We start from the raw sequence: 20,442 nt of genomic DNA, 5'->3' as shown, positions 1-20,442 counted from the left end.
GGGTCAATCCTTATAAATTGGAGAGTTGGAACCTTGTAGCCGAGCCAGGCGCGCTCGTGCTGTATGAAGTGCTGCGAGCGCATCAACCGCGCTCTCGCGCGTCTCGGCCAATGAGCGTTCGGCCTCGATCAATTCGAGTTGCGGGAACTTCCCCTCGATATAGCCGATCCTCGCGATACGTGCCGCCTCTTCCGCGGCTGCGAGCGCGGGGCCATTGGCCGCCTGCGCAGCCGCCAGTGCGTCGGCCACCTCAGTTTCTGCGCGCGCGGTCGACTGCTCGACTTCCAGTACGACGGCACGGCGCATAGCGGCGGCGCGATCAAATTCCGCTCGGGACCGCGCAAGTGCGGCGCTGCCCTGATTGAACAATGGCAGCGGGACCGACAGGCCTAAAACAGCTGCCTTGTCGGATGTTTCGCCATACTTCCGCATGCCGGCAGTCAGCGTTATGTCCGGTATCCGGTCGCGCCTGGCCGCGTCAACGCGAGCCTCTGCAGCAGCTAGTTCCGCCTCAGCTGTGGCGATCGCCAGCTTCTTCCCAGCTGGTGGCATCGCCTCATTGCCTTCGATCCGCTCGAACCAAGAAGACCCGATTGCGAGTGGCATCGACACACCCGTCAGTCGCGCGATCGTTTTCTGCGCCAGCTCGGCGGCACGTATCGCTTTGCCCAGGCGAACCTGCGAATTGATTCGTAAAACGTCCGCCCGTTGTTCTTCGATGGGAGAGGCTTTTCCAGCTCGTACCCGCTCACGTGCCACGTGATGCGCGCGCTCGGCCAGTTCTTGAGTGGCTTTTGCGATCGCAACGTAGTGCTCACTGGCGGCGAGGGTAACAAATGCCTCGGTGATCTGGAGGGTAAGTTCTGCTTCAGCGGAGCGCGCGCCAATGCCGGCTACAGCACGCTCGGCCTGTGCCACGCGTATTCTTGCGCTCCGCTTGCCGCCCAGCTCCAGCGGCATCGACAGTGAAACCGTTTTCTCCGCCGCTCCGAAGCCGGAATAGCGCCCCGATCCCATCACATTTTCCGCTTCCACAGCAAGTGTTGGGTTAGGCCGCAGGCCGGATATTTGGATATTGGCGTCCGCAGCGCGTAGTACTGCATCAGCGCTCTGCAGTTGCGGTGCTTGGACGCGAGCTCTCGCAACGGCTTCGGCAAGCGTCAGCGCAGTGGCTTGGGCGGAAGAAGATCCTGCCGCTGCGCACATGGCCAGTAGCACCGCGGTGACACAGAAGTTAATCTTGGTGCGCATCATTGGATAGGTTTGACGAATTGGTAAATGGACTTTATAAGCCCTGAAGCAACTTCAATGTCAAGCATATGTCACGCAATTTTCCAAAAGGGCAGCAATCTACGGCGGTGCAAACGCAAGCCGCGACGATTCGCTATTACGAAAAATTGGATTGCTGGATTCTCCACCTACAACTGGCAATAACTATCGGAAACCCGGATAGTGGCCTTCCGCAGCCGCGACGGGCACTTTCGATAGGTATGATGTTCCTATCAGAGGTATTACATGGCACGTGACAGACGGTTGCTCTCAGAAGAGCTCAAGCCCGAGGCGGTCAAGGTGATGGGCCGGCCTGGCGCGAGCAATGCGGCGATAGCCCGCGACCTCGGCTTTGGTGCCAAGATGCTCGGACCGTGGTGAGATGCCAACTTCAATGTAGAGGTCGCAGTCGGGTGCGAGAAGGTATCGCCCCAGGAATATGAGCGCATGCGGCACCAGCTGGCGAAGGTCAAGACGGAGCGCGACATGTTAAAAAAGGCGCTCGGCTGCTTCGCAGCCGACCTCAAGTGAAGTACGGCTTCGTCGCCAGATATCAGACCATCTGGCCAACCCGAACGATGTGTCGTCTGATTGGCGTATCGAGCAGTGGCTTTTACGACTGGCTCGGCAGGCGCCCAAGCGCACATGTACGTGAGAATGCCCAGCTCCCTCAAGGCAATCAAGCACAGCCACGAAGCCAGCGATGGAACATATAGTTCGCCGCACGTAGTGCGAGACCTTATCGATGCTGGCATTGCCTGCAGTGAGAACCGTGTAGCCCGATTGATGAAAGCAGCAGGCATCAAGGGGCATCAGAAGCGTGTCTCGCACCAGGGCAACCCGGTTCGCCAGTCCACGCAATTGCGCAGACACTGCTGGATCGGCAGGTTGAGGCGACTGGCCCGAACCAGAAATGGGTAGCGTACTTTACTAACGTCTGGACTAGCGAAGGCTGGCTTTTGTCGTTGTCGTCCTCGACCTGTACTCGCGCCGTGTGGTTTGCTGGTCGGTACAACCGACAATGACGGCGCAGCTGCTAGCACAGCAACGCTGGGCACACCCGCAAGCGTTGCTACCCAGTTTGTCACTGTGCTGACGAATCGAGCACGAGCTGAAACCCGTGTGCCTATTTATTTGACGGCTGAAACGACGTAGTTCGATCCTTGCTGGGTGAATTCAACGTTTACTTTCTTGCCGACTGCAAGCTTGTCGAGCAAGGATTTCTCCTTGACGCCGAAAGTCATCGTCATTGCAGGCCAATTCAGGGTCTTTACCTGGGCATGGTCAAGTGTCACCTTGCTGTTAACCGGATCCACCGCCTTGACCACGGCTGATGTCTTGTGCACAGTGCCTTGCTTGTGCGCGCCCTGACCTTTGCTGTCGGCAGTGTGCTCCTTCATCATGTTCTTACATTCCTGCATGTTCATGTTTTTCATATCCTTCATGTCCATGCCTTTCATATCCTTCATGTCCATACAACCACTTTTCATCTCCATGCCCTTCATATCACCCGAGTGGGCGAACGCGGCCCCTGAGATAGACAGAGCAGAAATAAAGGTCAGTTGGGCAAAGCGTTTCATGAGATTTCTCCTTACAGTGGTAAATAAAGGCGTGCCTTCGCGATGGAGCGACACGTTGTTGCGACGAAATTCAGGCGACCTGTTCATTGACGCTCAGGCTGCTCTTTTGACTTGTTCATCATTTCCATGCACTCCTTCATCATTTGTTCCTTGCCGGTTTTGCTACCCGACTGTTTCGGGTTTTCCTGCGATTTTTCCTGGGCGCGCCGAGCTTGTTCCTGCCGCATGCGCTCTGCCTTGACTTTGCGTCCGTGCTCGATGATTGGCCAATCGGGACCAGCGAACGCCGGCAGAGTGGCAGCGAATGACATCGCGCTGACTATGGTGACAAGAAATTTCTTCATGATTGACTCCTTGAACGACTGCGAAAATTGTACTCGGCAGAACATGGCTGCGACAGAGCGTTGATCCCTGCGCACTGGCGCTGCCGATAGCGCGGCCCTTGAACCACCATGCAGTGCTACCTCATGTGGTTTCATAACTGGCCTCCCGGCGAGCGGGTTCCCCCGCGTTTTCTTTTCTTAACTCGCGACGGCGCATCAACTGGTAGACAGCCGGAACCACAAACATCGACAGCAATGGCGCGGACAACATGCCGCCAACCATCGGCGCGGCGATACGCTGCATGATCTCCGAGCCGGTGCCGGACGCGATCATGATGGGTACCAAGCCTGCAATGATCACCGCCACGGTCATGGCCTTCGGTCGGACGCGCTGTACAGCCCCTTCCCGGATGGCGTCCAGCAAATCGGCCTCGGACGACTTGCCGGCCGCCAGGCGCACCTCCCAGGCATGCTTCAGGTAGAGAAGCATGATCACTCCGAACTCGGCCGCCACGCCGGCGAGCGCAATGAAGCCGACCGCGCTGGCGACCGACAGGTGATGCCCGAGGATCCAGAGCAGCCAGATGCCGCCTGCCAATGCGAACGGCAAGGTGGCCATGATCAGGATGGCTTCGTCAAAGCGCTTGAATGTCAGGTAGAGGAGGACAAAGATCACCAGGAGCGTCGCCGGCACGACAACCTTGAGCTTCGCGCTGGCGCGTTCCAGGTATTCGAACTGGCCGGACCACGAAATCGAGTAGCCAGGCTGCAGCTTGACCTGCCTGGCGACAGCCTGCTGCATGTCCCGCACGACCGAGTTCATGTCGCGCCCCCGGATGTCGACGTACACCCAGCCAGACAGCCGTGCATTTTCGCTTCTGAGCATGGGCGGGCCGTCATTGATGCGGATCGCTGCTACGTCTCCCAGGCGAATCTGCGCGCCGCGCGGCGTCAGGACTGGCAACTGGCGGAGGTTTTCGAGCGAATCCCGGATTTCGCGCGGATAGCGGACATTGATCGGGAAGCGCTGCAGGCCCTCGACGGTCTCGCCGATGTTATCGCCCCCGATTGCCGCCGATACGACACTCTGCACATCGGCGATATTCATGCCGTAGCGCGCTGCCTGGTCGCGGTTGATGTTCACGTCGATATAACGTCCGCCGTTGAGGCGTTCGGCAAGTGCCGAAGACACGCCTGGGACTGTCTTGACGATCCGTTCAATTTCTCCGGCAACGCGGTCGATCTCCTGCAGGCTGGTGCCGGCTACCTTGACGCCGACCGGACTCTTGATGCCGGTGGCCAGCATATCGATGCGGTTTCGGATCGGCGGCACCCAGATGTTGGAAAGCCCCGGCACCTTGACGACGCGGTCCAGTTCTTCCACCAGCTTATCGGTGGTCATCCCCGCCCGCCATTGATCCCGTGGCTTGAACTGGATCGTGGTCTCGAACATCTCCAGCGGCGCAGGATCGGTCGCCGTCTCGGCCCTTCCAGCCTTGCCGAACACGCTTTGCACTTCGGGCACGGTTTTGATCAGGCGGTCCGTCTGCTGGAGCAGTTGAGACACCTTGCCCGCCGATAGCCCTGGCAGCGCCGACGGCATGTACAGAAGGTCGCCTTCGTCGAGAGGCGGCATGAATTCGCCGCCGAGTCGCGTCATCGGCCAAACGGTAATGACGGCAATCACCGCGGCGGCGACCAGGGTCGCCTTCGGAAAGCGCAGTACGCCATCGAGCAAGGGCTGGTAGACAGCGATCAGGAAACGATTCAGCGGGTTCTTCCGTTCATCGGGAATCCGTCCACGGATGAGGTAGCCCATCAGGACCGGGATCAAGGTCACGGCCAGTCCCGCGGCGGCCGCCATGGAATAGGTCTTCGTGAAGGCAAGCGGCGAGAACAGCCGTCCTTCCTGTGCCTCCAGCGTGAACACTGGAATGAACGACAGCACGATGATCAACAACGAAAAGAACAGTGCAGGACCGACTTCGGCGGCGGCGTCCCCGATGACCCGCCAGCGCGCTTCTCCTTCGAGTTTTGCGCCAGGATGGGTGTGATTCCACGTTTCGATATGCTTGTGCGCGTTCTCGATCATGACCACAGCGGCGTCGACCATCGCGCCCACCGCGATCGCGATACCGCCGAGCGACATGATGTTGGCGTTCACGCCCTGGTAATGCATGACGATAAAGGCGATCAGGATACCGATCGGCAGTGTCACAATTGCGACCAGCGCGGAGCGCAGATGGAACAGGAAGACCGCGCAGACCAACCCGACGACGATGAATTCTTCGACAAGCTTGTCGCGCAGGTTGTCGACAGCGCGCTGGATCAGGTGCGAGCGGTCATAGGTCGGCACGATCTCCACGCCGGGGGGCAAGCTCGGCTTGAGGTCCGCCAGCTTGGCTTTCACCGCATCGATGGTTTCCAGCGCATTTTTTCCGGAGCGCATGACGATGACGCCACCTGCCACTTCGCCTTCTCCGTTCAGCTCGGAGATGCCGCGCCGCATTTCCGGCCCCAGCTGGATGCGTGCGACGTCACCCAGCCGGACGGAAACGCCCGCCGCCGAGGTCGTCAGTGGAATCTTGCGGAAGTCGTCCAGCGACTGCAGGTATCCGCTTGCGCGCACCATGTATTCGGCTTCGCCCAGCTCGAGCACCGAGCCGCCCGCTTCCTGGTTTGCCTTTTGTACGGCATCGATTATGACGTTGTGCGCAATGTTGTAGGCCCGCAGCTTGTCGGGATCGAGAACAATCTGGTATTGACGAACCATGCCGCCCAGGCTTGCGACTTCCGACACATTCGGCACCGTCTTGAGCTCGTACTTGAGGAACCAGTCCTGGAACGCGCGCAGCTGCGACAGGTCCATCTTGCCGCTGCGGTCGACCAGGGCATACTCGTACACCCAGCCAACCCCGCTGGCGTCCGGCCCGAGTGCGGTTTTCGCCTGTGGCGGCAAGCGCGACTGCACCTGATTCAGATACTCCAGCACGCGCGAGCGCGCCCAGTAGGGGTCCGTCCCATCCTCGAACAAGATGTAGACGAAGGAATCGCCGAAGAAGGAATAGCCGCGCACCGTTTTCGCTCCGGGTACCGACAGCATCGTCGTCGTCAGCGGATAGGTGACTTGGTTCTCGACAATTTGTGGCGCCTGGCCCGGATAGGAGGTGCGGATGATCACCTGCACGTCGGACAAGTCGGGGAGTGCGTCGAGCGGCGTACGCTGCAGCGCATAGATGCCCCAGGCCGTGATCCCGACTGTCGCAAGCAGGACCAGGAAGCGGTTGAGGATCGACCAGCGAATGAGTTTGGCGATCATTTCCTGGTAGCTCCCACAGCGGCAGGGACGATACCGGTGACCTGGAACGATCTGTCCTTCGTTTGCTCGAATTCGAAGTCCACCGTGTCGCCGACTGCCAGATTTTTCGGAAGGCCCCCGGCCGGCACCCTGAAGCCCATCGTCATCGCCGGCCACTGCATGCTCGGAACCGGATCGTGCGAAAACGTGATTTCATCCTTATCGATATTCTCCACCTTCCCGTGAGCACGATGTGTCGTCGGCCCCGAGCTTGGCTTGCCTTCGCCCGCCGGTTCAGGACCGCTCAGCCGGTTAGTGGTGCCTCTCAAGCTGGCTTCGGAATCGATCAGGAACTGGCCCGAAACAACAACTTTTTGTCCGGCGGCCAGACCTTTGAGGACTTCGGTCTGGCCGTTGCTCTCGCGTCCGATCTGGACCTCAACAGGCATGAATTTGCCCCGGCCTTGTTCGAGCATGACGACACTGCGCGTACCGGTCTGGATCACTGCTTCCGTCGGCACCGTCAAGGTCTCCGCGCTGGCCACGGGGGTGAAATTCACGGTCGCGAACATGCCTGGCACCAGTCGCTGTCCAGGATTGGCAAGTTCGACGCGCGCCTTCACAGTGCGCGTTGCCGCCTCAACTTCAGGAAGGATCGCGCTGACCTTGCCTTGCAACACCGTGCCAGGGAGTGCAGGCGTGCGGGCCTCGACGCGGGCGCCTGGACGGACCCCGGCCGACGCAGCTTCGGGCACCTCCGCGTTGACCCATACAGTGCTGAGCCCATTGATCCGGAACATGGGCGCACCCGATGCGATCGTCATCCCTTCACGGACGGTGAGTTCTCCGACGACCCCATTGATCGGCGAGCTGATGGTCAAGCGGGGCTTTACCTTGCCGCTGGACTCGACACTGCGAATCTGCGCATCCGTCATTCCCGCCAGGCGCATACGCTGTCGGGCCCCTTCCACGAGTCCATCTGTGCCAGGGCCTTTCATTTGCTTCACAGTCAGGTATTCTTCCTGCGCCGCGACCCAGTCGGGCACATACAGTGCCGCCAGCGGCTGCCCCTTTTTTACCGGGTCGAGCGGTGCGCGCACGAAGAGCCGCTCGACGTAGCCGTTACTGCGCGCCTGTACCACGGCAACGTCACGTTCGTTGTAGGCCACATTGCCGACAGCTTCCACGTTGGAAGCGAGCTTGGCCTTCGTGACTTCGGCGGTACGAACACCCAGGTTTTGTTCGACGCGAGGACTAATGCTGACTGCGCCCTCGTCGCCAGTTTCATCGGCATACACGGGCACCAGCTCCATGTCCATGAAGGGCGACTTGCCTGGCTTGTCGAACTTCTGGCCTGGGACCATCGGGTCGTGCCAATAAAGAACCTTTCGTTCATTGGCTGGATCGACACCTTCTGCTTGGACGGAGGACGCCGCTTGTGGAGCGCTTGACATCGCCGTCCCTCGATTCATGCCGAGCTTGTACAGGCCGTACCCGCCAGCGCCCAATGCAGCAGCCACGAGCAAAGCAATCGTTGCTTTTTTAGCATTCATATAAAAATCCTTGTTCGCCTGGCTTTTCAGTGGCCGGGTCCGCCGTTTTGGGGAAAGAGAAAATTCAGCTGCGCCCACAGGCGGTCGGTTTCCTGCCCGAGCTGCAAAGCCTGCAGGCGCACGTCGATTTCACTGCGCCGAGCGGCGAGAACGTCCGCCAGCGCGGCCTTTCCGCCCCGGTAGGCGGCAACGGTCGCTGTTGTTCGTGAATTGGCCAGAGGAGTGAGTTCTTTCTCATAGCGGACCTGCCGCTGCCGGTTCGTATGCCACTCGTTCAACATGGCACGTACTTGCGCAACATGGGCCAGCAACGTGTCCTCGCGTTCGGCTCTTGCCTGTTCAACCTGGGCCAGCTTCGAGGACAGCTCCCTGTTCTGCCGGTTTTTCTGGTCCCACTGCAGGGGAACCGAAAGGCCAATCGACAGCATGTCCGAATACCCCGGGCCCCGTTTTTGCACCGCCACCTCGACGCTCAAGTCCGCTTTCTTGTTGGCCCTTGCAAGATTCGCTTCACTGACTGCGATGTCTTCCTGCCTGGCCAGCACTGCAAGTTCTGGGTGGTGTTCAAGCTGCGTGTCGAGTGTGGCCTCGTCGAGGCGGATGGCATCGACCGCGGGCTTGTCACCCAGCGGTTGCTCCGCCGCGTCGCCGATCCAGCGTGCCAGTGCGATTTTTGCGTTGCTGATGCGGCGCTTGATATCGCTTGCCTTGTCTTCCAGGGCCGCCAATGCGCTGCGTGAACCGAAGATGTCGGCCTGGCTGCCGCGACCGGCCCGGTAGGCCGACTCAGCCGCTTGGATCTCCAGCTTCGCCTGATCGATCTGCTCCGCAAGTGCGGTCGACATGGCTTCGGCGTAGTGACGGTCCAGCCAGGCCAGTGCGGTCTCGCGTTCGATTGTCGCCGTCGCTGCCGCCTTTTCCGCAATCGATTTTTCCGCTTCGCGGTCGAATCGTTCAGCACGCAGGCGACGTTTGTCGGAGCGCGTCAGCTCTTGCATCACACCGACGCGTCGCATCGTCATGAAGTCTTGTGTCAAGCTGAAGCGGTCTTGCCTATTGATCGGGACGTTATCGATACCGGCCTTCATTACCGGATCGGGGAGCTGGCCGGCCGCAACTGACATCTCCCGTGAGGACTGTGCAGCATAATCTTTTGCTGCCAGCATTCGCGATCGCTCGACGGCGCGTTGCTGGGCTTGCGCCAGAGTCAAAGGCGTTTCGGTGGCAAACGCACCCCTGCCCATGACAATCGATACAACAAGTAAGACTGCGCGAATGGATCGGGCAGCCGAAGGATGCGCCATGCGTGGCGCAATGGAACGTGGGGACGACATGAAACCTCCAGAATGCATTGAGTAGCATCGCCGGCAGCAAGAGCGCAGCGATGAGGAGTCAAGCAGACTGGAGGATCAAATGCGGAAGCAGCAGTTGCGAATGGCTATTGGCGGTGCCGTCGCGTAGGTAAGGAAGGAGGGAACCGGCGAACCGCTAGACGGGAACAGTAATGTGTTCAGGCTTACCGGAAGCCCATACCCAACCGCCACGAACGGCACAAGGGGTGGCGTCGTCGGCTTGTCCAGCGATTGCTTGTCTGTCTGGTGGGAAGCATGGCACAGGCTGGGCTGTTCCATATCCATGTCCTCGCATGCGACCATTTCCGCTTGCTTCACCTGCACCGACGAGATCGACCGATCGTCATGTCCCGGCTTCAGCACTGGGCATGCGTATGCCGACACAGCAAGCTGCATAAACAATATGCTGAACAGCACAATTGTTGCGGCAATCAGTCGAGATGTGCGGGAAAGTCTCATGGTCAGGGGCAGTCTAGAGCCCGAGGATGTCGTTGTCAATTACGCCAACCTTAAACAACGGAAATGTGACAACAGGGCAAGGTGAGCTGTCGCCGCTGTCGTAGGGACCGGTTACTATGAACCGGGTTGGAACGGCTCGACTGCTCCCTCGCATGTAATCGCTTGCCTCAGCTTCGCCGTCAGTTCATAGCCCAACGGTTCCAGCGACCTATTAAACCAGACAACACTTTCCGACCTGATCAGATCGATGGCATTACCTGTCTTTCGGGCAGCGAAGCAGTGAATCAGTTCAGCCTTGCTCATCGCCGATCGGATGATGAAAAGCAGCACGACACTAGAAATCGAGGAGGCTGGAATCCCTCGCCGGGGATTCCAGCCTGATTTTGTGCTTAGAACTCGTAGTCCTTACGCTTGTCGCCGGTCATCGGGATGAATCCGCAGTCAGAAAAATTCTTGCAGAGCATCTCTCGCATATCGTTGATACCGTTCTTCTGGACGATGACGATGTTCTCGCAGTACCTTCGGAGCCCGTCATGGCTAAGGTCGCTCTTCACAGTGCAGTGCAAGCTCGGCGCGAGTGCACTCAGATGGTGATTACTGAAGGATCGCAGGAAGACCTGGTTGAACTGGGCCCCGGCGGCCGTCCCCTCGAGCATGGCAATCATTCGGCGCCCATCCGGGGTGAGTTGGGGCTGATACTGAATCCCATACCACTCACGTAGAAAGCGCTGGGCACGGCCGATCTCCTCACGTTGTTCACGGTTGGCCATCCGCGCCATCGACCTGATTTCGTCATCGCTGGCCTTGGGTAGCGTTGCGCCGAACCCGGGCGTTGGCGATGTGCCCTCTTGCGGCGCCACGACTTGAGCGTCACGCATAGGATCAGTGCCAGCGGCGAGTTCGGTCATGCGCAGCGCCGAATAATGATGATTGATGATGAAGACCAGGTAACTTTTTTCGAACTGCGCAGTACTGCCTCGTCCAGGACCGTCTGCATGCGCCACGCCGACAGTGGCGGCGAGCACGCTCAGGCCTAATACGGCGCCACGCGCACAAGCGCGGGACACTGCCACGACAGAACGAGAGTTCATCTTCTTGATTGCGGTTTTCATGTTTTGCTCCTTGGATGGAATGAATGACAACGGAGTTTCGATTCAAGTACGGGAAGCGCGTCGCCGGCGTCTGGCGGCGAGCACGGCAATACCGGCGCCGAACATGGCGTAGGTAGATGGTTCGGGAACGGCCACGACAACATTGTTCGCAGTTGCCCAGTAGACGTTCCCTTGCTCGTTAGTGGTTCGCATCGCGATCTCCGTGAGGCGGCTCGACGACAGGAACCCAAGGAAAGAGGACGGGGACGATCCAGTCAGAGTGTAGGTCGCGTTATCGGTGCCGTTCATTGCTGTCAGCTCGATCGACCTGTCCGGGATGTATCCGCCGTAGGCATCGGTGGCGAAGAAGCGGCCGCCGAAACCAAAAACGCCAGGGCCAAAGCCGCTGAACGTGACCACGTCAGCGGCAAGGGTCGGGGCCAGATATACGTCGCTGCCATTCAGAACAGGAAAAAATCCGCCATCGCCGGGGCCGGTAGAAACCTGGTACCGGTAGGCGCCGGCCAGCCGCGGCAACGGCGAGCCAAGTTCCTCAGGCAAGAGGTCGTCAAAGCTGTCAACGGCGGATCCGGACAAGGCGGACAAGAATAAGGACTCGTCAGTGACGACGGTGATGTCAGCCCGGGCGCTAAGTGCAAGCGAAAAAAGAAGTGCGGCCAGAAGCGGCTGCTTGAGTGAAGCAGGTATTCGTTTCATGTTCTACCCCAATAAATAAATAAATCGTTCAGGCGAACGCCGGCGAGCCCACGCACACGGAGCGGTGAACTTGCAGCGTTGTCGGTCGAAATTTGTGTTCGGTCGGAGCGAGACGCGGACCTGCCCGGTTACGGCTCAGGTGGCGAAAATCTCTCCCGGGTCAGGCACGAGGGGGCGGATCGAGAACTGGAGGGATGTAGCTGGAGAACTGGGACAGCAGCGGGCGCCATTGGTCCGGAGGGATCGATGGCGCGCTCAGTGGCGGAGGAGAGGGAATCGGCGCGTAGGGAACGACCGCGCTTGAACAGCAAAGCTGGTCGCCCCGGCAACAACAGTCGTCGTCTGTGGCAGCAGCCTTACCTTTCATTTCGGGGCAATCACCGCCGGCAGCGCCTGGCTCGATCTGCATTGTCTGGCACGTAACGACTGCGTTCGCATAACCATGATATGCGACCGTCAGAAACCACAAACACCAGAAAATTTTGCGTAGGAGTGCGACCATGCAAAAACTGTAACAGGGCCGCAAAGCGGGATGCGCACGATACCGATAGTCAACGGCCCATATCCCGGTATAGAACCGGGTTCAGCTACCCCTACCGCAGCTGGTCGATCACGTCGCTCGACGGCGTTAGTCCAGTCGCTTTCCAGTTCCATATTGTGTTCAAAAAATACCCGGGCGCGGTCGGTCGCGGTCCGCACCGCGCCGACGATCGCCGATGTGGTAGAAAAATAAATATCGTTAAAACTGTTTTGATCTTTACAAGTGTTAAGTTAGTCTGCCTGAGCAGTATCTTGATATATGTATTTTCAATTCGTCTATAAAAATGAGAGGAAATTGTAATGCGGAAAAAGATATTCAAGCGCCTGGCACTCGCAATTGCTATCGGCGCAGCAGGCATCTCGGCCAGCAACCTCGCCCTCGCTAACCACGCATGGGGCAACTACCACTGGGCCCGTTCGACGCCACAGTTCACCCTGAAGCTCGGCAACAACCTGACCACCAGCGCGTGGACGGCGCGTTTGTCCCAGACGTCGAACGACTGGAACGCTGGCAACACCCCGGCCCTCACGGCGATCGTTGGCGGCGGCACCTCGGCCAGGACGTGCAAAATGGTGCCCGGCACTACCCAGGTCTGCAATGCGTCGTACGGCAATAATGGCTGGCTTGGCCTGGCGTCGATCAACATTAACGGCGACCACATTACCCAAGGCACCGCCAAGATGAACGACACCTACTTCAACACGACGACGTACAACAACGTCAACGAACGCGAACACGTGATGTGCCAGGAAGTGGCGCACACCTTCGGCCTGGGCCACCAGTCCGAGGACGGCAGCTCGCAGAACTCGTGCATGGATTACTTTTCCAACACGGGTGCGTACGCCACCAGTACCGTGAGCACGAAGCCTAACGCGCACGACTTTTCCTTGCTGAACAGCATTTACTCGCACCTCGACTCCACCAGCACGGTGGCTGCGACACCAGGGCCGGTGGGCTCGGCGGCGAAAGGCGGCGCTAACGTCGACATCAGCGACGATCCGAACAGCTGGGGTGCATTGATGAAGCAGTCCGCGAACGGTCGCGCGTCGACGTATCAGCGCCACAACGACGACGGCTCCGTCACGCTTACCCACGTGTTCTGGACCAACGAGGCGGCGGCAAGCTGCCCGAGCTGCGACCACCGCCGCCAGTACTGGGACAGCCATTAATTCTCCCGGAAGCCTGTAACTGAAAGGTTGAGCGAGGCGATTCTGCCTCGCTTTTTTGTTCCTTTCCATGGCGTGGGTGCGGCCGGGGCATCAATTCCGGCGCCCTTGTATCTGAACCAGGTCCTTCCCAGTGGTTCGACGCGGTGTAAGCCCTGGCTTGCGCGCATCTACTCCGGCGCGAGCGAATGGCCATCCTGAACAATGGCGGCAGTCCCGGAGCCATGGCGACCAATGAGCTCGTTTGCCGTGGCGGTAGCCTGCAGCCCTGTCCGCGCCCACGCTAGCCCGGCTCGACGAGCTGCCGCCCTCAACCTGGTCGCATGCCAATCCGGTCGATATCATCGGCCATGCGCCCGCAAGCCGCTTTACCGCAGCCCTCCAGGTGCTGCGGCAGGACTCACGCTCGGATGTCGTACTGTTTATCCACGCGCCAACAGCGATTTTTCCAGTGCCAAGCCGGCTTTGAAATGCGGCCCGCTGACGGCGGGATAACGTGTCTGTTTCCGCACCAGGCTGTGTTAAAACGCGCGGACGACATGCTTCTGAAAGTCGCTCTGCCATTGCGCCTTCTCCAGGAAAGTCGCAGTGCCCGTTTTAACCGGCCGAGCTTGCCAGTAAATTCGCGTGCGTCAGCGTTTTTACACACTCTGGAACGAATACGCGCATACTGCAAAGCGTCTACCCGTGCTGCGGGCCGATACACAGGAGTTCAAATGACTCGGCCCTGTGATCAGCCTGGCTTCATGCTTGCTGACGCTCGCTGCTGTGGGTACCTCCGCCTAAGGGATTGGAAAGTACCGTGCACAGTGCAACGATAAAAAGGTCAGCGCGATATCTGCGGAACTCATCGAACGTGCTAAGCCTGGGTGGTGTCATATTGGTAGGTATAGGCTTCTATTTCATGTTCGTGCGCCCACCGCTGCTGCCAGAAGACGCTCGTTATATGGGGACCTCTCTTGAACAGATCCGCGATGGCTTCCCCGGACTACTTCTGTGGCTACCACGTGTGTTTTTTGTACTCGGCGGCTATATGGCGTCGACCGGGCTTCTTACCTGTTATCTTGCTAAGACTAGTTTTCGCAACAGGACGGCCGGCGTTGCTTGGATTGTCGCCGTAACTGGACTGACCTCAATCGGCTTCATGGCTATGGTCAACTTCATCATTGGCTCGGATTTCAAGTGGCTTCTGTTGCTATTCACACTTCCTTGGGTACTGTCTCTATGGCTCTTCTATCAGGAAAATAGAGGCGTTAACATCAATACCAGGATCGACTAAGGCAACCGGGAGTGCTCCCTGCATTGTTGCCATCTGCTTATCCGTGCCCATCGGTGTGCCTTCCATGGCCATGCCCGGCTTGGCTGCATCCTTCTTCATCGGCATCGGCATTTTGTCCATACCCATTCCCATGCCCATCCCAGGCTGAGCTGGAGCAGGCGTGTTTTGAGCGGACGTAATCTGCGACAGACTGCAGCTCATTAAAAAGCTGATTAACAGGACGGTTTTCATAATGGAATTTCCTTCGGTGGTGAGTAAACGGTCGAGCGAAATTTTGAATATTTCGCACTTTAGTGAATCTTCTTCCAGCCGACGCCCCTGATATCGTTCCAGGAGGTCGTCTGGTGGCATAGGTAGCACTGGTTCACTTTCGCGTTTGGCTGAGCTGCAATACGCGCCGACATCATGGAAAAGTGCATCATGCTGTGACTCGGCGGCGGCGTATGACACTGGGCGCATACGGTTGAGTTGACCGATGGGTGCCGAAATTGGGCGACCGTCCACTGGGTCGTCGTGTGACACTGCAGGCAATTTGTGCCAAACATTCCCTGATGCCGGTCCTTGGTTGCATGGCAGCTGATGCAGCTAAGGTTCGCTTCACTGGCAACGAGCCGCGCATGCGAGGCGGGCAGGTTGAGTGCATTGGGGACTTGAGACCAGTGGCAGTCGCCGGTTGCAACGCATGGCTCGACCGGCTGTGGGGCCGCAATCGAAGGGGATCGCGGTTTAGCTTCGACACTGGGCGCTTTCGCAAATACCGAATTTATCGTTTCAATGTCTGACACGCTGAGTTCACCGTTGCTACCGCCAGCGTCTGGCTGTTCCGTCTTACTCTCATGTCGGGCGGTTTTGACCAGCACGGCGTGGTCCATGGTCGTCGGCATTCGCATCGCACCCTGGTGTTCCGTATGACAGCCGCTGCAAATCTGGATATTTGCATGAAATGCCGTTGGCTGACGTTGCAGGAGTGCCGTGTTATCGGCATGGCACGAGATACAAAGTGCTGGTTCGACCCCTTTGACAGGCACGTGGCAAGCGGCGCAGGATTTTTCCAAAAACGCGTGCGATTGCGAGAGCGGTCCCGGAACGACAGCCTGCTGCCAGCGTTGCCGGACCTGGAAATGTCCGGTTTTCCAATCGAAGCCGAGGGCGGCAACGAGAAGCACGGCAATCATGGCAGCGGCAAGGTATGTGGTCTTGTTCATGTCATGACCACCAACGAAAGCCGGATTGCACCGCGGCGCCGATGTGCGCAATCAATAAGGCGTAGAAGGCGACTGACACGACAATGTGCACCTTAAGGGAAGCCGCGAACCACCTTTTTAACAGTTCGTGAAGACGGATTGAGTACTCGAGATCGACGACGGCTTCAGCGATAAGGGTCACCCGATGTGCAGCGTCGGCAGATGTCGCTGGCACGCCGACTGGCTGACCTATGGCAGATTCCGAAGCAATGCGAATTGAAGAGGGGGTGGCGTCGAGCTGCCCCCACGCGTTATCTAGGTCACCCCTGGCAGTTTGCAACAGCAGCAATTTATCCTTGATTTCGTGTGTAACGAAAGCTGAGAGGTAACGAACTGCGTAGCCGCTGATGACAATAAGGAGCATCGCTGTGGCCAGTGCAACGCCCAGCCAGCTGTCGAATTTGTGGGCCGTATGCATGAGCGCTAAAAGTGGTCCTAACAGCCCTGCATACACATGCAGCGTCATCAGCGACTTCAGTGAAATGCGCTGGCTAACAAGTGCGCGAACAGATGTCATCCGCTTGCATACGGTGTACGCGAGCGGCACAAGCATCAGGAGCGCGGCGGCGACGCCAACAATCGTCCCCAGGCCGCTGCCCGGAAAGCGCGGCGACCGGTGCAGGAAAAAGCCGAGCCAGCTCAACACCAACAGAGCTACGACGCCAGTTACGACGAGCCGCTCGTTATTCTGCTTCTGTTCCATCAAGCCTCCACCGTGATGGGGCCCCTGGGCTTGGCCTGGCAGGCCAGAACAATGCCGTTTTCCTTGTCACCGGCATCGAGCGCGTCATCGATGGCCATGTCCACCTCCCCTGCGGTAAGCTTCACCTTGCATATTCCGCAGGTCCCGACACGGCAGGAAAATTCAATCCCGATGTTGAGTTCCTCCGATAACTCCAACAGCGTCTGGTCCACGTGAATTTTCGCTGACTTGCCGCTTTCCGAAAAGTTGACAAGCGGTCCGGTTGCCGCTGCGGCAAACCTGTTTGAGCCAGCCCCTGGCACCGGAGCCGTCGTACCGAAATCTTCTGTTTTAATCTGTTCTGCCGGAACTTTCAGTTCGAGCAGCAGGGATCGGACGGCGTCCATCATGACCGGGGGGCCGCACATATGAACCCTGCGCGAAGTAATGTCCGGTACCACTTGCGACAACACCGCCATGCTCAAGCGCCCGGTCAGGCCCAGCCAGTTGCTTCCCTCGGGATGTTCCATGATGACAGCGACGTGAAGCCGTGGATTGCGCCGCTCCAGCAGGCCGAGGTCGCTCGCGAAAATGAAATCGGCGGGCGAACGGCCGGCATAGATGAAAAATATGTCGTGCGGCCACGATTGCTCGGTGAGGTAACGCGAGATACTCATCATCGGCGTAATGCCGACGCCGCCGGAAACCAGGACAATGCTGTTCGCTTCCGCGCCGGTAAAGGTGAAGCGTCCCATCGGGCCACTGGCTTCGAGCTCGTCGCCCTCCCTGAGCAGGTCATCGATATGCCGCGACACGGCGCCTCTGGGCTCACGCTTGACAGTCAGATCGAGATAAGCGCGCTGCGTTGGCGACGAGGAAATCGAGTATGACCGGTTCATACGCGCGCCACCGATGAAAAACGCGACGTTGAGAAACTGCCCGGGCAAAAACGTGAACGGTAGTGTTGCCGCATCGGCCGCGGGGCCAAGCCGGATAGTTTTTACCGTTGGCGTTTCGGCGATAATTTGGATGACACGAAGAAGGCCGTGCCATTTAGCGTTTGGAAGCGACGGTGATGCGTCTTCCGATGAAGGGCTGGCCATTGGAGCCGGTGGACGCGCGGAGCCCACCTTCTGGGCCGGGTCGCCGGGGACGACCGGTAAAGTCCCGGTATCTGGCCGGTTGGGACCGTTGGGTGCGAGAGTACCACCCAGCGCCGGGGCTGCTCCCGGAGGTGGTTTTTCGGAACCGGCTTCGATTCGGCCGAACAGGGAAGCCGTGCGCCGCATTTTGAAGAAGTACATCGTGATCATGGCGATGGCAAATCCGACCAGTAAGGCCATTGCAATTATGTGCATCAGTGAAAGGCGCTCCGATGCCATGCCTGACTCTCCATCCCCAACCGGGCCAAGGTTCATTTCGCCCTTGAACCAACGCATCGCAGTAGCCTGCGGGCGGGTGCCCTCGGCCAGCACCTTGTGTGCTGCGGCGCCGCTCCCAATTCGCCCGAGCCCATCGCGCAACTGCTGCATCGCTTCGGCAGCCACCTTGTGGTCACCCGACGCGATTGCTGCGAAAAGCCGTTGCTGGCCTAGCTGAACCAAGGCTTTGCCCTCACCGATGCGCGCTGCCGACAGGCGTTGTACCTGTAAACGTTGCTCGGGCGACATCGATGACAAACTCATCATCAAGGGATACAGTTCAGTGCCCGCGCCGCCACAACACCCCTGGCCCATTCCACCCATCATACCTTCCATCATTTTGCCCATGGCTGGCATACCATCTGGTGGCATGCCAGCCTCTGCTGGTGTAGGAGATGGACTGCTGGGCGCACCCGGCGCGGGTTGACGTAGCCGTGGGTCGGGCGGCTGTCGAGCGGTCATTGTCTGACTCACCCCCCCAATTGTCGACGGTGTTACGGCCGGCGCGGCGCCTGCCGGATGATGGGATGCATGCTCCGATGCGTCAGCTTGTGCGAACACCGGTAGCGAAACCGTCATCGCTCCCCAAAAAACGCCGAATGCCAGCGTTGACGAATGCACGTCAGGCCGCCAGAAACCATTGTTGAGCGCAGATTTTCGAGCGGGATGGACTGGCGTTCCAAGCGCAGCTTTCATCCAATGCTCCCTTGATCGAACTAAAAGCGTTGCCCGGCCGGATCTATATTCCGCGAGCCGGCAGCTGAAATTGCATTTATTTTTGCTTACTCAGGCGGGTGATTTCCATGGCATTTCCGCGGGCTTCGATACTGAAATCGACCTTGTCCCCCGCCTTGATCGTTGCGACAGTTTTCTCGCTCCTGATTTGAAAGTCATGGCTTCCGGCGTCCAACTTCAATTTGCGGATTGCCTCGTGGTCAAGCGTGATTCTCTTTGCCGCCACATCAATTTGGGTGACGGTGCCTTTCCCAGTCGTGTGGGTGACGCCATGGGTGCTGCCATTTTCATCGTGGCGGGGCTTTGTTGCATAAATCAATTGAGCGCGTAGTACCCCAAACCCCAGACGGATTTACGGCATGGTCACCGCTACGGTCGTGGGCGTGCCCAAGCGCTTGAAGCGATTGAGGATGGCGGCACGGACCTGCAACTCGGCGACCTGACGGTCGAAGTCGCGCGCCATGACGCGTTCACCAAGCAGCTTGAAGCAACGCATTTTGGTCTCGACAAGGCTGCGCCGGTGATACCCGCTCCACTTTTTCCAGATCTTCCGGCCAAGCCGGCGGGTGGCCGCCAGGATGGCATTGCGCGCTTTGGCACCGGGACGCTGGTCCTTCCATGGCTTGGCGTTCTTGCGTGTCGGAATGAGTGCCTGCGCTCCGCGTTGTGCAATCGCTTCGTGGCAGCCTTTCGTGTCGTAGGCGCCGTCGCCACTGACGCTCGCGACAACCTCCTCGGTGGGTATCTGGTCGAGCAAGCACGGCAGCATTGGGGCATCGCCGGTGGCATTGTCGGTCACCTCGATCGCCCGGATTTCCAGCGTGGCCGCGTCAATGCCAAGGTGGATCTTGCGCCATTGGCGACGGTAGTCGGCACCATGCTTCTTCGTCTTCCACTCGCCTTCGCCCAGCATCTTGATGCCTGTACTGTCGACCAGCAGGTGCAATCCCGTCGTCGTCGGCTGCGCTCCGATCGTCACCGAAAGACGCTTCTGGCGCCGGCTGACCGTGCTGAAGTCGGGCACTTGCCAGTCCAGTCCGGCCAACCCGAGCAGACTCTGCGTCATACCCATGGCCTGGCGCAAGGGCAGATTGAACAGGCCCTTAACGGTCAGGCAGAACTGGACCGCCGCCTCGCTGTACTTCGGACTGCGGCCCCGCTTGCCGCTCGCACTGCCGTGCCAGCACATGTCCTTGTCCAGCCAGATCAGCAGCGAGCCGCGGGCTTTCAATGCCGCGTTGTAGTCTTTCCAGTTGGTCGTTCGGTACTTCAGCTTTACGGGAGCAATCATGCCGTCAGTTTACCCGTGCTGCGCCTCGGCCGCTGATGGGCCGATTTGTGCAACAAAGCCTCGTGGCGGCCCTGTGCACCAGCAGCTGCTGCGACCATGAGACCAATCGAGAACAGTAAAGTGCGGGGCACATGCGGTTTCATGATAACTCCGATACAGGTAAATAACGCGGGTGTTGTTGTAGCATTTACCGTATCGCCTTGATTTAGATCAGCAGTAGTAGGCGTTATGGCAATGAGCATTTGACGCATATCAAATACGAACGGGATAAGCAAATTTACCGGAACGTCGCATCATGCCGGTGCAGGGCATACCTGCCGACGCCAGCCCTGCAATTGACTCCTGCAGGCAGAGCCGAATGAGTGGACTATGTATTTACAGTACCACACATTTGACGATGACCTGCATATGCATATGCAGCCGCAAATGGCACCCGACGCG

At 58.7% G+C, this 20,442-nt stretch carries 17 protein-coding genes; 2 read left to right on the top strand and 15 right to left on the bottom strand.

Translation table 11 applies throughout. The annotated features are described in order from the left end of the window. Positions 1 to 3: 3 nt before the first annotated feature. A complete protein-coding gene (locus tag ACFPQ5_RS03040; protein ID WP_379751784.1) occupies positions 4 to 1,254 on the bottom strand; it encodes a TolC family protein in 1,251 nt (416 codons plus the stop codon). 660 nt (positions 1,255 to 1,914) lie between these two features. On the opposite strand from ACFPQ5_RS03040, the gene ACFPQ5_RS03035 reads away from it, so the two are divergent. Beyond that, complete coding sequence (locus ACFPQ5_RS03035) at positions 1,915 to 2,190, top strand: IS3 family transposase (protein ID WP_379751783.1); 276 nt, start codon at positions 1,915 to 1,917, stop codon at positions 2,188 to 2,190. 209 nt (positions 2,191 to 2,399) lie between these two features. On the opposite strand, the gene ACFPQ5_RS03030 is transcribed toward ACFPQ5_RS03035, so the two are convergent. The 8 genes from ACFPQ5_RS03030 to ACFPQ5_RS02995 all read right to left on the bottom strand — a co-directional run bounded on the left by ACFPQ5_RS03030 (position 2,400) and on the right by ACFPQ5_RS02995 (position 11,642). Beyond that, positions 2,400 to 2,849 (bottom strand): copper-binding protein, encoded by a 450-nt coding sequence (locus ACFPQ5_RS03030; protein ID WP_379751782.1) that lies wholly within the window; start codon positions 2,847 to 2,849, stop codon positions 2,400 to 2,402. An 83-nt stretch (positions 2,850 to 2,932) separates the two neighbouring features. After that, positions 2,933 to 3,193, bottom strand: a complete 261-nt coding sequence (locus tag ACFPQ5_RS03025) for a hypothetical protein (protein ID WP_379751781.1) — start codon at positions 3,191 to 3,193, stop codon at positions 2,933 to 2,935. Between the two features lie 121 nt (positions 3,194 to 3,314). Further along, positions 3,315 to 6,491 (bottom strand): efflux RND transporter permease subunit, encoded by a 3,177-nt coding sequence (locus ACFPQ5_RS03020; RefSeq protein WP_379751780.1) that lies wholly within the window; start codon positions 6,489 to 6,491, stop codon positions 3,315 to 3,317. After that, positions 6,488 to 8,023 (bottom strand): efflux RND transporter periplasmic adaptor subunit, encoded by a 1,536-nt coding sequence (locus ACFPQ5_RS03015; RefSeq protein WP_379751778.1) that lies wholly within the window; start codon positions 8,021 to 8,023, stop codon positions 6,488 to 6,490. The genes ACFPQ5_RS03020 and ACFPQ5_RS03015 overlap by 4 nt, the downstream gene beginning before the upstream one ends. Positions 8,024 to 8,049: 26 nt before the next feature. Beyond that, complete coding sequence (locus ACFPQ5_RS03010; protein ID WP_379751776.1) at positions 8,050 to 9,357, bottom strand: TolC family protein; 1,308 nt, start codon at positions 9,355 to 9,357, stop codon at positions 8,050 to 8,052. Between the two features lie 75 nt (positions 9,358 to 9,432). Beyond that, positions 9,433 to 9,834, bottom strand: coding sequence for a hypothetical protein (locus ACFPQ5_RS03005; RefSeq protein WP_379751774.1), 402 nt, complete (start codon positions 9,832 to 9,834; stop codon positions 9,433 to 9,435). A gap of 389 nt (positions 9,835 to 10,223) precedes the next feature. Continuing rightward, positions 10,224 to 10,946 (bottom strand): DUF305 domain-containing protein, encoded by a 723-nt coding sequence (locus tag ACFPQ5_RS03000; protein WP_379751772.1) that lies wholly within the window; start codon positions 10,944 to 10,946, stop codon positions 10,224 to 10,226. Between the two features lie 42 nt (positions 10,947 to 10,988). Then, a complete protein-coding gene (locus ACFPQ5_RS02995) occupies positions 10,989 to 11,642 on the bottom strand; it encodes a PEP-CTERM sorting domain-containing protein (protein WP_379751770.1) in 654 nt (217 codons plus the stop codon). Positions 11,643 to 12,482: 840 nt separating this feature from the next. On the opposite strand from ACFPQ5_RS02995, the gene ACFPQ5_RS02990 reads away from it, so the two are divergent. Further along, the gene (locus ACFPQ5_RS02990) at positions 12,483 to 13,352 is read left to right on the top strand and encodes a hypothetical protein (protein WP_379751768.1); all 870 of its coding nucleotides are present in this window, start codon (positions 12,483 to 12,485) and stop codon (positions 13,350 to 13,352) included. Positions 13,353 to 14,571: 1,219 nt separating this feature from the next. Here the strand turns inward: ACFPQ5_RS02990 and ACFPQ5_RS02985 are convergent. From ACFPQ5_RS02985 to ACFPQ5_RS02960, 6 genes are all read right to left on the bottom strand, one after another. After that, entirely contained in the window at positions 14,572 to 14,859 is a 288-nt protein-coding gene (locus ACFPQ5_RS02985) for a hypothetical protein (protein WP_379751766.1), read from the bottom strand. A gap of 59 nt (positions 14,860 to 14,918) precedes the next feature. Further along, the gene (locus ACFPQ5_RS02980; RefSeq protein ID WP_379751764.1) at positions 14,919 to 15,833 is read right to left on the bottom strand and encodes a cytochrome c3 family protein; all 915 of its coding nucleotides are present in this window, start codon (positions 15,831 to 15,833) and stop codon (positions 14,919 to 14,921) included. A 1-nt stretch (position 15,834) separates the two neighbouring features. Next, positions 15,835 to 16,575, bottom strand: a complete 741-nt coding sequence (locus tag ACFPQ5_RS02975) for a hypothetical protein (protein WP_379751762.1) — start codon at positions 16,573 to 16,575, stop codon at positions 15,835 to 15,837. Further along, positions 16,575 to 18,323: a 2Fe-2S iron-sulfur cluster-binding protein gene (locus tag ACFPQ5_RS02970; protein WP_379751760.1), complete on the bottom strand. Its 1,749-nt coding sequence runs from the start codon at positions 18,321 to 18,323 to the stop codon at positions 16,575 to 16,577. The genes ACFPQ5_RS02975 and ACFPQ5_RS02970 overlap by 1 nt, the downstream gene beginning before the upstream one ends. A gap of 424 nt (positions 18,324 to 18,747) precedes the next feature. Then, positions 18,748 to 19,029 carry a copper-binding protein gene (locus ACFPQ5_RS02965; protein ID WP_379751758.1) on the bottom strand — a complete coding sequence of 94 codons (282 nt, stop codon included), beginning with the start codon at positions 19,027 to 19,029 and terminating at the stop codon, positions 18,748 to 18,750. Positions 19,030 to 19,062: 33 nt separating this feature from the next. Continuing rightward, entirely contained in the window at positions 19,063 to 20,001 is a 939-nt protein-coding gene (locus tag ACFPQ5_RS02960) for an IS5-like element ISEcl7 family transposase (protein WP_379751756.1), read from the bottom strand. Between the last annotated feature and the right edge of the window lie 441 nt (positions 20,002 to 20,442).

This window comes from Massilia suwonensis (assembly GCF_042655665.1).
Classification (GTDB): domain Bacteria; phylum Pseudomonadota; class Gammaproteobacteria; order Burkholderiales; family Burkholderiaceae_D; genus Telluria; species Telluria suwonensis.
The sequence above is the reverse complement of the archived record's forward strand: the minus strand, read 5'-3'. Positions and strand labels throughout refer to the sequence as shown.

Bases quoted from the DNA above. Each gene is read 5' to 3' on its own strand.
- ACFPQ5_RS02980 (WP_379751764.1), bottom strand. From the start codon at position 15,833: ATGAACAAGACCACATACCTTGCCGCTGCCATGATTGCCGTGCTTCTC.
- ACFPQ5_RS03015 (WP_379751778.1), bottom strand. From the start codon at position 8,023: ATGAATGCTAAAAAAGCAACGATTGCTTTGCTCGTGGCTGCTGCATTG.
- ACFPQ5_RS03030 (WP_379751782.1), bottom strand. From the start codon at position 2,849: ATGAAACGCTTTGCCCAACTGACCTTTATTTCTGCTCTGTCTATCTCA.
- ACFPQ5_RS02985 (WP_379751766.1), bottom strand. From the start codon at position 14,859: ATGAAAACCGTCCTGTTAATCAGCTTTTTAATGAGCTGCAGTCTGTCG.
- ACFPQ5_RS02975 (WP_379751762.1), bottom strand. From the start codon at position 16,575: ATGGAACAGAAGCAGAATAACGAGCGGCTCGTCGTAACTGGCGTCGTA.
- ACFPQ5_RS03040 (WP_379751784.1), bottom strand. From the start codon at position 1,254: ATGATGCGCACCAAGATTAACTTCTGTGTCACCGCGGTGCTACTGGCC.
- ACFPQ5_RS03000 (WP_379751772.1), bottom strand. From the start codon at position 10,946: ATGAAAACCGCAATCAAGAAGATGAACTCTCGTTCTGTCGTGGCAGTG.
- ACFPQ5_RS02990 (WP_379751768.1), top strand. From the start codon at position 12,483: ATGCGGAAAAAGATATTCAAGCGCCTGGCACTCGCAATTGCTATCGGC.
- ACFPQ5_RS03005 (WP_379751774.1), bottom strand. From the start codon at position 9,834: ATGAGACTTTCCCGCACATCTCGACTGATTGCCGCAACAATTGTGCTG.
- ACFPQ5_RS02970 (WP_379751760.1), bottom strand. From the start codon at position 18,323: ATGGGCAAAATGATGGAAGGTATGATGGGTGGAATGGGCCAGGGGTGT.
- ACFPQ5_RS03025 (WP_379751781.1), bottom strand. From the start codon at position 3,193: ATGAAGAAATTTCTTGTCACCATAGTCAGCGCGATGTCATTCGCTGCC.
- ACFPQ5_RS02995 (WP_379751770.1), bottom strand. From the start codon at position 11,642: ATGAAACGAATACCTGCTTCACTCAAGCAGCCGCTTCTGGCCGCACTT.
- ACFPQ5_RS03035 (WP_379751783.1), top strand. From the start codon at position 1,915: ATGTACGTGAGAATGCCCAGCTCCCTCAAGGCAATCAAGCACAGCCAC.
- ACFPQ5_RS03010 (WP_379751776.1), bottom strand. From the start codon at position 9,357: ATGTCGTCCCCACGTTCCATTGCGCCACGCATGGCGCATCCTTCGGCT.
- ACFPQ5_RS03020 (WP_379751780.1), bottom strand. From the start codon at position 6,491: ATGATCGCCAAACTCATTCGCTGGTCGATCCTCAACCGCTTCCTGGTC.
- ACFPQ5_RS02960 (WP_379751756.1), bottom strand. From the start codon at position 20,001: ATGATTGCTCCCGTAAAGCTGAAGTACCGAACGACCAACTGGAAAGAC.